We start from the raw sequence: 11,801 nt of genomic DNA, 5'->3' as shown, positions 1-11,801 counted from the left end.
ACGCTTAAGCCGTCACTTCGGCAAACGCCTCGCTTAGCAGCTCATAAGAGCGAATTCGTTTCTCGAACGGCGAAATATTCGTGGTCACAATAAACTCGTCTACGCCTGTAGCTTCCTGCAGGGCAAGCAGCTTGCCGCGCACCGTTTCCTTCGAGCCTGCGGCAATAAGCGGCTCCTTCTCTTCAATCGTGTACGGCTCGCCAGCTTGCTGGCCGTAAGCTTCCGCTTGTTCAACCGTGCCGAGAGTAACCTTGCGGCCGCTTGCCAAATGCACCTTCACCAGCTTTTGCGGCGGAATCAGACTGACGGCTTCTTCGTCCGTATCCGCGACAATGGCAGCCAGTGCCAGTATCGCTTGCGGAGCAGCTCCAAGCTCGTAATTAAATTCATTCTTATATTTATTAACCGAATCAATAGCCGCCTGCTCGTCTCCTCCGATAAACAAGGAGAATACATAAGGCAGGCCAAGGCTTGCAGCCAGCTCTGCGCTGTCGGCAGATGCGCCAAGTACATGCAGCTCCGGCGCAACAGCCGGGATCGGCGTCGCCTTCAGTCCGGCAAGAGGTCCTTCTTCTTCGGCGCGTCCTTCTACATAACCGCGGAGCTCGACGATTTTGTCCGTAAGAGATTGAGGATTTGCAATGTTACGTTGAAGAGCCTGCGTACTGCGCGGCAGTCCGCCCGGAGCGCGGCCTACGCCAAGATCCACCCGGCCAGGTTCAAGGGAAGCCAGGACATGGAAGTTCTCCGCTACCTTGTAAGGACTGTAATGCTGCAGCATAATGCCGCCGGAGCCAATGCGAATCCGATTCGTGCGGGCCAGCAAATAGGAGATCAGAACCTCCGGAGAAGAGCCCGCTACATGCTCGGAATCATGATGCTCCGATACCCAGAACCGGCGAAATCCAAGAGCTTCCGCTTTCTGTACCAGGGCTACCGTATGAGCAAATGCCTCTGCCGTGCTCTCACCCGGATAGACCGGGCTTTGATCCAAAATGCTTATTGTAATGGACATGCCATCTACCTCCCAAAAAGACTGGATTAAGCTGATTGTGACGAATTTCTGCTAAATCGAATAGCTGTATTCCGTCGTAAAACGCTTCAGGAACTGCTTGGTTCTCTCTTCCTTCGGGTTTCCGAACAGCTCAGCCGGATTGCCCTCTTCGACGATAACCCCGCCGTCCATAAACACCACGTGATTGGCCACGTCCTGGGCAAAGCCCATCTCGTGGGTGACGATAATCATCGTAATGCCTTCCTTCGCGATCCGCCGTATAACCGCCAGCACTTCGCCCACAAGCTCAGGGTCCAGCGCCGATGTCGGCTCATCGAACAAAATCACCTCAGGCTCAAGAGCGAGCGCTCTGGCAATGCCGACACGCTGCTGCTGACCGCCTGACAGCTGGCTCGGATAAGCATCCAGCTTGGCGCCAAGACCTACCTTCTCAAGCAATTCGATACCGCGCTTGCGAGCCTCTTCCTTGCCAACCTTCTTCACCACGATCAGCCCCTCGATCACGTTCTCGAGCGCTGTCTTATGGCTGAACAGATTGTATTGCTGGAAGACCATTGCCGAGCGCTGGCGCAGCGAATAAATATCTTTTTTCCCCGCATGCTTGCAGTCCAGGGTGAAGTCGCCGATCTGAATCTGGCCGTCACTTGGCTTCTCCAAATAATTAATGCAGCGCAGCAGCGTTGTTTTGCCGGAGCCGCTTGGCCCCAGAATCGCGACAACTTCGCCTTTATTCACGGTAAGATCAATACCTTGAAGCACTTCATGTCGTCCAAACGACTTGCGAATGCCATTGAGCTTGATCATGCTACCCCTCCCTTGCTGTACACGCGGATTCTTCTTTCAATAAGGCCGGTAATGCGTTCAATCAGGATCGTTAATCCCCAGAATATTAATGCCGCGGCAACGTAAGATTCGAAGAATTTCCAGTTCGTTGAAGCCACGATTTGCGCTTTTGCGTTCAGGTCCACAACCGACACGGTAAAAGCAAGCGTCGACCCGTGCAGCATGCCGATAACCGAGTTAGACAGATTCGGCAGGCTTGCCGCCAGCGCTTGAGGAAATACAATCCGGCGAAGCGCCTGCGGCGTTGTCATTCCGACCGACCAGGCAGCTTCCATCTGCCCGCGGTCAACCGCAAGCAACCCGGAGCGGACAACCTCGGACAAATACGCGCCCGCCGTAATGGAGAACGAAATGTAAGCAAATCCGATCATCGGAATTTTGGCGGAATTCCAGCCAAGCCCGTAATGGGCGGAGAGGCCGTCCACAAGCATCGGCAGTCCGAAATAAATAAGAAGCAGATGCGTCAGCATCGGCGTACCCCGAATAAAGGTCACATAACCGCTGGACAGCTGGGACAGCACCGGAATCCGGTAAATCCGCGCGAGTGCCGTTATTATCCCGATCACAAATCCGACGGATACGGATACGACCGTAATGTACAGCGTAGTTGGTACAGCTGACCACAGCTGCAGGAACGCGGTCCATATAAACGACGGATCAAGCTTCATAACGAGGCACCTCCTTGTTGCCCGGCTTGAGCTCGCGGGTTAAGCCGCCTAAGGTCAGGCGTTTGCGTCTTCTCGTAAAGAATCGGTTCTTCTCGCTTGCGTCGCGGCGCATATGACGGGATAAACGGCGCTCGGCAACAAGCATGAGACGTTCGAGCGCAATACTCATAACCAGATAAATAAGGGCCAGCGCAATATAAGTTTCGATAAAATGCTGGGACAAGGAGCCAAGCGTTTGAGCTTTGCCTGTCATCTCCATTACGCCCAGCGTAAAGGCAAGAGAGGTGTCCTTCAGCATCGCAATGACGAGATTGGAGAAGACCGGAATTGCAATCGCGACTGCCTGGGGCAGCACGATCCGGGTGAACGCCTGATACCCGGTCATGCCGACGGCATACGCCGCTTCCACCTGCCCCCGGTTAACCGCCAGTACGGCTGCCCGGATCGTCTCGGATACAAAGGCGGCCACGTTAAGGCCAAACGTTAGAATGACGAAATAAATGACGGGAAGCTTCGAAATATCGATAGAGACAAGCTTCAATATTTCCGGAAGCCCGTAATAGAACAGAAATAGCTGAATGAGAATCGGAGTGCCCCGGAAGAAGGAAACGTATACCATCGATACATTCCGAAGCACCGGTACGTTGTAGAGCCGGGGCAGGGCTACCAGGAAACCAATCAGCAGTCCCAGTCCGATAGCTCCTGCCACGATTAACAGGGTAATATTCAGCGTACTCAGCAGTTTGGGAATAAAATCGAATACATAATTAATATCGAAGCCATACTCCATCTTGCGGTCTCACCTCTCATTACTCTTTAAATCGCCATGCTATTTGGCGCTGTCTTCCGTGAAGTCGCCGCCCAGCCATTCCGTGCTCAATTTGCCAAGCGTACCGTCTGCTTTAAGCTCCTTCAGCGCAACGTCCACCGCATCGGACAGCTCTTGGCTTGCCGGATCGCCCTTGCGAAGCACGAACAGAATATCCGCTTCCGACAGGTTATCGCCCGTTGTCTTCAGCTTCGCTTGCGGATCAATCAGCGACAGCGTGAAGTCTGCCGCAAGCGTTGCGTCTACGCGGCCGCTTGTAATTTGGCTGACCGTATCGTTAGCCGCACCGTTCTGGTACACGATGTTGATTTTCTTGTCATGGTCCTTGTTGTAGTTCTCAAGGATTTGAGCTTGCGCGCTTGTTGCGCCAACCAGCACCTTCTTGCCAGCCAGATCGTCGAGGGAATGAATGGTGTCATTGTCTTGCGGAACAACGATTTTATTTCTCCAATGAGCGTAAGGCTCGGTATTGAACAAATATTTCGCTTCGCGCTCCGGATTTTTCTCCATTTCATGCGCAACGAGATCGATTTTGTTCGTTTCCAGGCTCAGCAGCAGGTTCGAGAATTCCATCGTTTGAATATCAAACTCGTATTGCGGCAGGCGATTGTCGATTTCTTTAATGAGCTCGACGTCGAAGCCTGTCAATTTGCCGTTCTCGTCAATAAAGCATACTTGCGGGAACCCGGTGCCCGTACCGATAACGACCTTTTTCACTTCGCCGCCTGCATTGCTTGACGCCGATACGTTGGCAGCAGCTTTATTGCCGTTTTGCGCTTGCGTATTGTCCGATTTATTGTTCGAGCCGCAGCCTGCCGCCACCAGAACTAGCGATAATGCGGCTGTAACGACTAATGCTTTTCTCTTCATATAGATAACCCCCATTTCATTTTTTAATTTAATTTGCTGCCGTTTGCTCTCTGCTTGCTTGTTCAAACAACTCCGGATTAACGATTTTGCGGAGCAGATGCATCGGTCCGTCGCCGTTCCCGGAATCGAAGGATCGAATGCTCTCATAACCTCTGCGCTGGTACATCGGCAGCAGCCAAGGATGCTTCTCGGCCGTTCCAAGCGTTACCGCGGCTTCGCCCTCCTTGTCGCAAATAATCGCGTTCTCGACCCAGGTAAGCAGCTTATCTCCGTACCCTTTGCCTTGCTCGCCGGGATGGACCGCGAACCATTTGATAAACGGCAAATCCGTAATGGCCTTCACTTCATCGTTTCTCGATAAGGTAATGGTTGCGACGATCACGCCGTCTGCCTCCAGTACGTAACACTCATTCTGCGTAATGTTGTCCCGTATTTGATCCAGTCCGGCATTCGCCGCTGGCCATTGCAGATTCAGCTCCCGAATGAGCGAATAGGCTTCATACGTTACTTCGCGCAGACGCTCCGCGTCTTCCACTCCGGCTTGCCTAAACAATTCACTCATAGTTCCACCCCTCAATAGTCTAATTAGATAATTCCTATAAACTTAGTAAGAATTAAGTTGGTATAAATGTATCATCTAGTCAGCCCAATGCGCTAATAGACTTTCTCTATTGATCGATTGATTATCTTGGAACCGCGAATAAGGGGGATGGATGCCTTCTTAGATGCTGTAAAAGCTTAAGTTATTCTTGGGCAGCAGCGCTTGAATAAACTCCTCGTTCTCGCCCGTGAGCGCAATCAGGTTCGTCTGCAGGGAAATGCCCTTTGTCTCTTCTATCTCGATCGGAATAAGTCTGCCCTTGCTTACTTCTTCTCTCGCGCATAGGCCCGGAAGGAAGCAAATGCCGGCCTTCTGCAGCACAAGCTTCTTGGCGGTCTCGGAGTTATCCGCGTGGAAGACGATGCTTGGCGGCTGCTCCAGATGCTCGAACACACGGTGAAGCCGCAGCCAGTCCAGCGATCCGCATTCGAAGAAAACAAGCGGCTGGTCACGGATCTCGTCAATCGATACTCGTCCTTCCTCGGCGAACGGATGTCCTTCATAGACATACAAACGGATGGGATCATCATAGTAAGAAAACGACTGCAGCGACGGATGAACCAGCTTTCTGACAAAAGCGAGATCAATCTCCCTGTCGAGGAGCTTTTTGACCAAATCATCCGAAGGCGCCGTTGTTAATTTGAAGGTTAAACGCGGAAATAAGCGCTGTAATCGCGGGAGCAAATCCGGAATTAAATAATTGGAGACCGACACGGTGCTTCCGATTCGAAGCTCCTGCGGACGGGCACCCTTCTCCTGCAGATGGAGACGTCCTTTTTGGATCGTTTGAAGGATCTGCTGAGCGTAAGGCAGGAACTGCTTGCCCTTCTCCGTCAGCATGATCTGCTTGCCAAGCCGGTCGAAGAGCCGGCAATCGAGCTCTCGCTCCAGCGTCTGAATGCGTGCGGTAACGGATGGCTGGGATAGGAAAAGCACCTCCGCCGCTTTATTAAAGCTGCCGTAATGATTGACATACACAAAAGCTTCGATGTTCTCAATATTCATACGCAATCCCTCCGTGACCTTGTCGATAGATAATCTCTATACGGTTTTTAAATTATTTTTATCATATAGGATTAATCGGATTTAGGGAATAGAGGGATTGTAAAAAACTTCAAAATCACGTCACCTCCGACCTTGCGGGAGGGTAAACGTGCTTGGCAGCCAATGCCAAGCACATAAAGAAGGGACCGGTAATCCGGCCCCTTCCTTCTCTGCTATTTCCTATCCGGTATGATAATGCCTTTGGCTTTCCAGCAGGCGATGCATTTCTCCTCCGTATCGCATTTGTGGGCATCCTCGCAGGTAAAACAGAACTTGATCATATTTTTCGTCATTTCGCTTTCACTATTGCTGCCCGCCATGATCGCTCTCCTCTCCCTTTCTGTTCATTCATTTGAGAAGCTGATTAACGGGAGGAGCTGTACCCCCGCCTTTCCGCAGGTTCCCGGTCCATTTCCGCAGCAGCGGCAGCAGGTAGTAATCGACGCCGAATTTTCCGCCGTTTGCTCCCGCAATCATCACAATGCCGCCAAGAAGAACCAGCCATGGATTCGTGCTTACCGTTCCCGCGAACAGGAACATAAAGTTCATCAGCAATCCGAAAAATGCTGCCGTTGCCGTTAACGCGCCTACGATTAAGCCAAGTCCAACAAGAGTTTCGCCAAGCGGGATAAGAATATTAATCGCCTTCACGTTCGGCATTGCTACATGCTCGATGAACCGGACAAAGTTCGGATAGACGTTTGCATTCGTCTCGTGATCGATGACCGGATTCGTAATGGCCCCTTTCAGGAACCCGCCGGCATTAAAGCCGTCTTTCAGCTTGTGAAAGCCCGCATCCAGCCACTGCCAGCCCACATACAGTCTGACGAGCAGCATAAGACCCGCCGCATAAACATTCTCGCGCATAAATTTAATAATCATGATCCTCGCTCCTTTGGATTTGTGAATAATTTCACAATATTTTGAGAAAGCACATGCACCGGATAGCTCTAAGAGTCGTATATCATCCGGCGTGCATTTATTTCGTGTACGCGTTACAGCTTGTGCAGCAAGCCGGTCCTTCCGAAGAACAGCTGAATCTCCCGGCTTGCATGATCTAAGGAATCCGAGCTATGAATCACGTTCTCGTCGATATCCGAACCATAATCGCCCCGAATGGTTCCCGGAGGAGCCTTCACGGGATTTGTAGGCCCAATCAGGGACCTTGCATTCGCTACGGCCGATCGTCCCTCCACAATCATCGCGAACACCGGACCGGAGGTCATATACGCAATTAATTCGTCAAAAAACACTTGCTCCTTCAGATGGCCATAATGGGATCGGGCCGTCTCCCCGGATAACTCCTTCAGCTCCGCATACACCGGCCTCAGCCCTTTCTTCTCGAAACGGTTCACAATCTCTCCGATTAATCCCCGCCGTACGCCATCGGGCTTAATGATTATGAAGGCTCTTTCGTTCATCTCCATCATCTCCTTCTTGATTCCATCTTACTGCTTTGCGTAAGGGGAAGAAGTGATGAAAATCACACCTTGATGATTATTTTGGAATAATTAGGCTAACGGTTGTCCCTATGCCCAAGGCCGATGCAATGTGCAAGCTGCCGCCAGCCAGCTTCGCCCTTTCAATCATGCTGTATCGCCCAACCCCTTGGGTAGGAACCGACGCGTCAAAGCCAACCCCATGATCCCGAATTAGGGCAGTGACTTCCTTCTCGTCTTCCCCGATGACTACTTCGGCTTCCGGTACATCCGCATACTTGGCGATATTGGTCAGCGCCTCCTGAATAACCCGGTACATGACGGTCTCCGCCTGTACGCTCAGCCGCTTCTGCAGATGATGACGGAATGCGACCTTGATTCCGTAATGGGAGGCATAATTCTCGATATGCGTACGCAGCGCGGGAACAAGACCGAGATCATCCAGTACCGACGGCCGAAGCTGCCACGCCATGCTCCGTACCTCTTCAATAATGCCCGCGACCTGGCCGCGGATAAAGGTCAGCTGATCTTTCGCCTGCCCCGGCGCCGTGATGGCACGGTCAAGCTGAATGAGCAGGGAAAATAAGCTTTGGCCAATGCCGTCATGAAGCTCCCGGGAAAAAGTTCTCCGCTCCTCTTCCTGGATCGTCATCACTTTGGATAATGTCTCCTGAAGCTGCTCCTCTACCTTTTTCAACCGGGTAACTTCGCTTCGAATCGCCAGGTATTGATAAGGCTTCCCGCCTTCATCAACAAAAGGAACAATCGTCGTGTTTACCCAATAATAAGTACCGTCCTTCGCCTTGTTCCGGATATCTCCGCTCCATACCCGGCCAGCCGTAATGGTCGCCCACAAATCCTGCATAAAAGCTTTGGAATGCGCACCCGAATTGATAATCCGGTGGTCTTGTCCAAGCAGCTCGGAGCGCTCGTATTTCGATATTTCGCAGAACTTGTCGTTTACGTACAAGATCTTTCCCTTGTGATCCGTTACCGCAACAATGGAAGAAGCATCAAGCGCTAATTTGACATCCGCCAGCTGCTTCAGCGAGCTCTGCAATTCGCTTCTGAACCGCGAGTCCTCGATTCTCTCCTCCAGCTGCAGCAGCAAGGAGTCGACATGCTCGGCCAGTACCCTATTCCCCGAATGCGCAGCTCTCCCTTTATTCAAAATGCAGCAGCCCCTTTTTCATCGCGTATTTGATTAACTCCGGCCTTGTCTTAAGGCCCAGCTTCTCCATGACGTTGCTTTTATGCGTCTCGACGGTTTTGACGCTGATGACAAGCATCTCGGCGATTTCCTTGTTCGCATAGCCTTTGGCCGTCAGGGAGAGGACCTCCTTCTCCCGCTCGGACAAAGCATGGAATAAATCTCCGCTGTCGCCCCGCTTCATTCGGTCGACGTACTCCTTCATTAATCGTTTCGTTGCCGTCGGGTAGAGATACGCGTCCCCTCTGGCAATCGATCGGATCGCCGCAAGGAGCTCCTCATGCGGAGCATTTTTCAGCACATAACCTGCCGCGCCGGCATGAATCGCCCGGAATAAATATTCATCGTCATCATGCATCGTCAGAATAAGAATAGCCGCTGACGGCAGCGACTCCTTCAGCTCCGCGGCTGCCGTCAAGCCATCCTTGCCCAGCGGCATGCTCAAATCCATCAATACCACATCCGGCTTATGGGCAAGGGCAGCCTGAATCCCTTCATCTCCGTCCGACGCTTCCGCGATGACTTCAATATCCTCGGATCCGTTAAGAAGCATGCGCAGCCCGGAGCGGACCATGGCATGATCGTCTACAATTATCACCTTTATCATCGGTTGTCCCCTTTCTCGGCAAGAAAAGAAGAGAGTCCTTGAATTTCCTCTTCCGTAAACAGCGGGTTGCTTCTCCTGCCCAGCAGCAGAATTCCGTTCATTGAATGAGTATAGCCCGCCGAAGAGACAGGGACGCCTATCGCGGATATCAGCTTCTCCGCAAGCATAACCGGACATTCCCGGAGCATCGCGGCGTTTCTTTTCTCATCCACCGCGAAGACTGTTCCATGACGCAGAACCATTCCGCCTATTCCTATTCCCGGCTGAATCTTCATATGCTCGACTTTTCCGTTCAGGCTCCCATGCACCTTGCTCCACTTCATCCCCAGGTTAAACTCTGCTGAGCTGGCGTAGGCGGCAAAATCGCTGCAGCTCCGCTGGCGAATGGCATACAAGCTGCGCAGCAGCTGCCCCTCGTCTGCCGCGGACTCCGATAACTCTCTCAAGCTGCTATCCCCTTTGTTATTCGTTTCCATGCGATCTATTCTTCTATTGTATAGGAAGTAAGGCATGCTGTAAGTAAGGGTGCTCCCTTATTCGTACGTCAGGGAATTCCCCTAGCGCAAAGGAAAAACCCCGGCTGCCAATCAGCCGGGGCTCTTTACATGCGGCAAATCTCCTTCGGACAATTCTCGCAGCAGCATATATCCCGAAGATAACGGAGATTTTTAATGATATAATGGCCGTCCTCATATGCAATGACCTCTTCTTTCTTCAGATCGCTCAGCATCCGGTTGACGCTTTCGCGCGTCGCTCCAATCATGTCTGCCATCTCGGTATTGCTTATCTTAAGCGTAATATAGATATGCTCCTCTTTCGGTTTGCCGTAAGAGTTGCCGAGACGAATGAGCAGCGAGCAAAGCGCTCCCGTCTTGCCAAACATCATGAGATCCCGGAACTTGGTCTGCGTGAGGCGGTGCATCAGCCCCATCCATCTCATAAATTCAACGGCCAGATCGCCATGCTGCCACAACAGCACCTCCAGATCCTTGCGCTGAATAACTCCGACCTTCGCATCCTCGATAACTTCCGCGCGAAAGCTGTGGACCGAATCCCGAAACGGATCCATCTGGCCGATCAGATCGCCTTCCTGATGCAGATACAAGGTCAGGCTCCTTCCGCTGTCGGTTGATTTGGCAGCCCGAATCCGTCCTTTGATCATAAAATACAATTTATCCGCCGCATCGCCCTCCCAGAACAAGCAGCTCCCTTTGTCATAGCTCCGTTTATACATAATGCTGTCCAGCTTATTGAAGCTGTCTTTGGACAAAATCGTGGTATCTATTGGTACATGTTGAACTTCCATATCGCAATCCCCTTCCGAGTGACCGTTGCTTCCATCATAACGCCAATCGAAGAGGAGCAACATCGGGGGATTCCCTGAATTGCGGGGGGTCATTTCCTTATTTACGGGGCTGGAAGAGTCCGGACAAACCGGCTGTCGATCCCTCTGCTCTTAAGCGCGGATTCCTTCAGCCTGAGCCAATTGATCTGATGCAAAAAAGCGGCGACCTCCGTCTGTCCCGTCTCCAGCAGCATTCGGATCAGCTCCGCGGAGGCCCGGTCGTATAGACCGTGCAGAGGATAGATTCTCCCTCCAATCCACGGAATGACCGCGTCGGTTCCTTCCTGCTTCAAGGATAACAACAGATCGGCGGCTTCCGCCGAAGGATACGGCATGTGGCAGCCGATTATCCAGACATTCCGGTGTCTCGCAAGAGCGAGACCCGCATGCATGCCGCTTAATACGCCTTGGCCTGCATAATAATCGCCGATGATGCGAATATCCCGGTCCACATGACGAAGGAATAGGCGCGGCTCATTCGTTACTATGGTAATGTCGTCGCAGTTGCTCCGCATCTCCTTGATCTGACGTTGAATTGCGGTCTCTCCGCCTATCCTGTGAAACGCCCGTTGATCCGACTTGCTGCAGTCCCGAAGGTCTCCCGCCAATATCACGCCGGATAGCACAAGAATCCCTCCTTCCTTCAATCAGGAGAATAAATAATCCATGTCGGTCAGTATCTCTTCGGCCAAAGGAAACAGCAGCTCCTCTTCCATTTGAAAATGCGCGGTCAAAATAAAGCAGCCCTGCGTCAAGCAATCGCATCCTTCCTTCAGCCCGCTCTGCAGGTCAGCGCCGCTTATCGGCTCCAGCCTCCAAGCATGAAGCAGCGTGCTGCTCGCTCGAATAAAAGATTCAATATACAGGACAGCAAGCTCATGATCCTTTTCCAGTACCCATAAGGAAGGCATGATGGTTGGTTCGATCTTCTTGTGCGAATAATGCATCAGAACGGGAAACAGCTCGTCTTCTTCCCACTGCGAATGCCGTTGCAGCTCGCCAAGCAGCGCTTCCGCCTCCTGCCGGAGCTCGATTAATCCTTGTATCGTTACATAACTGCTCATCCCCGTAGCATGATGGATGCTCTGCTGGCATAAAGCGCTGCACATGGCTTTTATTTGTTCATGATCGGCCTCAAGGCGCATAGCCAGCTCGACAAAAGCGCTTGGCCTGGCTGTATTTAACGGATCCAGTTTCATTCCAATCCCTCCCGACGGCTTGAATTCCTCTATATCCAACAGCTTACCATCCGGCTTTGCTCCTGGCTGTGATGCACGTCACAGGACTTGGCGTCTAAAACAAAAAACGGACTACTAGGACTAGTAATCCG

The 11,801-nt window shown here is 51.9% G+C and carries 16 protein-coding genes; 1 reads left to right on the top strand and 15 read right to left on the bottom strand.

Annotation, left to right across the window (positions count from 1 at the left end):
- Window positions 1-4 precede the first annotated feature (4 nt).
- From M3194_RS24335 to M3194_RS24305, 7 genes are all read right to left on the bottom strand, one after another.
- The gene (locus M3194_RS24335) at window positions 5-1,015 is read right to left on the bottom strand and encodes an LLM class flavin-dependent oxidoreductase (RefSeq protein WP_251656690.1); all 1,011 of its coding nucleotides are present in this window, start codon (window positions 1,013-1,015) and stop codon (window positions 5-7) included.
- Between the two features lie 51 nt (window positions 1,016-1,066).
- Entirely contained in the window at window positions 1,067-1,819 is a 753-nt protein-coding gene (locus M3194_RS24330; RefSeq protein ID WP_251656689.1) for an amino acid ABC transporter ATP-binding protein, read from the bottom strand.
- Window positions 1,816-2,526, bottom strand: coding sequence for an amino acid ABC transporter permease (locus tag M3194_RS24325; RefSeq protein WP_251656688.1), 711 nt, complete (start codon window positions 2,524-2,526; stop codon window positions 1,816-1,818). Before M3194_RS24325 ends, M3194_RS24330 begins: the two co-directional genes overlap by 4 nt.
- A complete protein-coding gene (locus M3194_RS24320) occupies window positions 2,516-3,316 on the bottom strand; it encodes an amino acid ABC transporter permease (protein WP_251656687.1) in 801 nt (266 codons plus the stop codon). Before M3194_RS24320 ends, M3194_RS24325 begins: the two co-directional genes overlap by 11 nt.
- Window positions 3,317-3,355: 39 nt before the next feature.
- Window positions 3,356-4,225, bottom strand: a complete 870-nt coding sequence (locus tag M3194_RS24315; RefSeq protein ID WP_251656686.1) for a transporter substrate-binding domain-containing protein — start codon at window positions 4,223-4,225, stop codon at window positions 3,356-3,358.
- Between the two features lie 28 nt (window positions 4,226-4,253).
- Window positions 4,254-4,787 carry a GNAT family N-acetyltransferase gene (locus tag M3194_RS24310; protein ID WP_251656685.1) on the bottom strand — a complete coding sequence of 178 codons (534 nt, stop codon included), beginning with the start codon at window positions 4,785-4,787 and terminating at the stop codon, window positions 4,254-4,256.
- A gap of 159 nt (window positions 4,788-4,946) precedes the next feature.
- On the bottom strand, window positions 4,947-5,831 hold the full coding sequence (locus tag M3194_RS24305) for a LysR family transcriptional regulator (RefSeq protein WP_251656684.1): 885 nt from the start codon (window positions 5,829-5,831) through the stop codon (window positions 4,947-4,949).
- Between the two features lie 152 nt (window positions 5,832-5,983).
- Here M3194_RS24305 and M3194_RS24300 point away from each other — a divergent pair, with 152 nt between their 5' ends.
- Window positions 5,984-6,226, top strand: coding sequence for a hypothetical protein (locus M3194_RS24300; protein ID WP_251656683.1), 243 nt, complete (start codon window positions 5,984-5,986; stop codon window positions 6,224-6,226).
- On the opposite strand, the gene M3194_RS24295 is transcribed toward M3194_RS24300, so the two are convergent.
- The 8 genes from M3194_RS24295 to M3194_RS24260 all read right to left on the bottom strand — a co-directional run bounded on the left by M3194_RS24295 (window position 6,219) and on the right by M3194_RS24260 (window position 11,670).
- Window positions 6,219-6,752: a TQO small subunit DoxD gene (locus M3194_RS24295; RefSeq protein WP_251656682.1), complete on the bottom strand. Its 534-nt coding sequence runs from the start codon at window positions 6,750-6,752 to the stop codon at window positions 6,219-6,221. The genes M3194_RS24300 and M3194_RS24295 overlap by 8 nt on opposite strands.
- Window positions 6,753-6,865: 113 nt before the next feature.
- Window positions 6,866-7,291 (bottom strand): nucleoside-diphosphate kinase, encoded by a 426-nt coding sequence (gene ndk / locus M3194_RS24290; RefSeq protein WP_251656681.1) that lies wholly within the window; start codon window positions 7,289-7,291, stop codon window positions 6,866-6,868.
- A 76-nt stretch (window positions 7,292-7,367) separates the two neighbouring features.
- The gene (locus M3194_RS24285) at window positions 7,368-8,480 is read right to left on the bottom strand and encodes a PAS domain-containing sensor histidine kinase (protein WP_251656680.1); all 1,113 of its coding nucleotides are present in this window, start codon (window positions 8,478-8,480) and stop codon (window positions 7,368-7,370) included.
- Window positions 8,473-9,126: a response regulator transcription factor gene (locus M3194_RS24280; protein WP_285889533.1), complete on the bottom strand. Its 654-nt coding sequence runs from the start codon at window positions 9,124-9,126 to the stop codon at window positions 8,473-8,475. The genes M3194_RS24285 and M3194_RS24280 overlap by 8 nt, the downstream gene beginning before the upstream one ends.
- Window positions 9,123-9,602, bottom strand: a complete 480-nt coding sequence (locus M3194_RS24275; RefSeq protein WP_251656679.1) for a hypothetical protein — start codon at window positions 9,600-9,602, stop codon at window positions 9,123-9,125. The genes M3194_RS24280 and M3194_RS24275 overlap by 4 nt, the downstream gene beginning before the upstream one ends.
- A gap of 125 nt (window positions 9,603-9,727) precedes the next feature.
- Complete coding sequence (locus M3194_RS24270) at window positions 9,728-10,432, bottom strand: Crp/Fnr family transcriptional regulator (protein WP_251656678.1); 705 nt, start codon at window positions 10,430-10,432, stop codon at window positions 9,728-9,730.
- Window positions 10,433-10,533: 101 nt separating this feature from the next.
- Window positions 10,534-11,097, bottom strand: coding sequence for a molybdenum cofactor guanylyltransferase (mobA, locus tag M3194_RS24265; RefSeq protein ID WP_251656677.1), 564 nt, complete (start codon window positions 11,095-11,097; stop codon window positions 10,534-10,536).
- A gap of 21 nt (window positions 11,098-11,118) precedes the next feature.
- Window positions 11,119-11,670 carry a hemerythrin domain-containing protein gene (locus M3194_RS24260; protein WP_251656676.1) on the bottom strand — a complete coding sequence of 184 codons (552 nt, stop codon included), beginning with the start codon at window positions 11,668-11,670 and terminating at the stop codon, window positions 11,119-11,121.
- Window positions 11,671-11,801 lie beyond the last annotated feature (131 nt).

It is taken from the genome of Paenibacillus glycanilyticus (genome assembly GCF_023715145.1).
Lineage (GTDB): Bacteria > Bacillota > Bacilli > Paenibacillales > Paenibacillaceae > Pristimantibacillus > Pristimantibacillus glycanilyticus_A.
This window is presented reverse-complemented; position numbering and strand designations above follow the sequence as displayed.

Excerpts from the sequence above, each read along its gene's own strand:
- M3194_RS24335 (WP_251656690.1), bottom strand. The coding sequence starts at position 1,015 with ATGTCCATTACAATAAGCATTTTGGATCAAAGCCCGGTCTATCCGGGT.
- M3194_RS24330 (WP_251656689.1), bottom strand. The coding sequence starts at position 1,819 with ATGATCAAGCTCAATGGCATTCGCAAGTCGTTTGGACGACATGAAGTG.
- M3194_RS24325 (WP_251656688.1), bottom strand. The coding sequence starts at position 2,526 with ATGAAGCTTGATCCGTCGTTTATATGGACCGCGTTCCTGCAGCTGTGG.
- M3194_RS24320 (WP_251656687.1), bottom strand. The coding sequence starts at position 3,316 with ATGGAGTATGGCTTCGATATTAATTATGTATTCGATTTTATTCCCAAA.
- M3194_RS24315 (WP_251656686.1), bottom strand. The coding sequence starts at position 4,225 with ATGAAGAGAAAAGCATTAGTCGTTACAGCCGCATTATCGCTAGTTCTG.
- M3194_RS24310 (WP_251656685.1), bottom strand. The coding sequence starts at position 4,787 with ATGAGTGAATTGTTTAGGCAAGCCGGAGTGGAAGACGCGGAGCGTCTG.
- M3194_RS24305 (WP_251656684.1), bottom strand. The coding sequence starts at position 5,831 with ATGAATATTGAGAACATCGAAGCTTTTGTGTATGTCAATCATTACGGC.
- M3194_RS24295 (WP_251656682.1), bottom strand. The coding sequence starts at position 6,752 with ATGATTATTAAATTTATGCGCGAGAATGTTTATGCGGCGGGTCTTATG.
- ndk (WP_251656681.1), bottom strand. The coding sequence starts at position 7,291 with ATGAACGAAAGAGCCTTCATAATCATTAAGCCCGATGGCGTACGGCGG.
- M3194_RS24280 (WP_285889533.1), bottom strand. The coding sequence starts at position 9,126 with ATGATAAAGGTGATAATTGTAGACGATCATGCCATGGTCCGCTCCGGG.
- M3194_RS24275 (WP_251656679.1), bottom strand. The coding sequence starts at position 9,602 with ATGGAAACGAATAACAAAGGGGATAGCAGCTTGAGAGAGTTATCGGAG.
- M3194_RS24270 (WP_251656678.1), bottom strand. The coding sequence starts at position 10,432 with ATGGAAGTTCAACATGTACCAATAGATACCACGATTTTGTCCAAAGAC.
- M3194_RS24260 (WP_251656676.1), bottom strand. The coding sequence starts at position 11,670 with ATGAAACTGGATCCGTTAAATACAGCCAGGCCAAGCGCTTTTGTCGAG.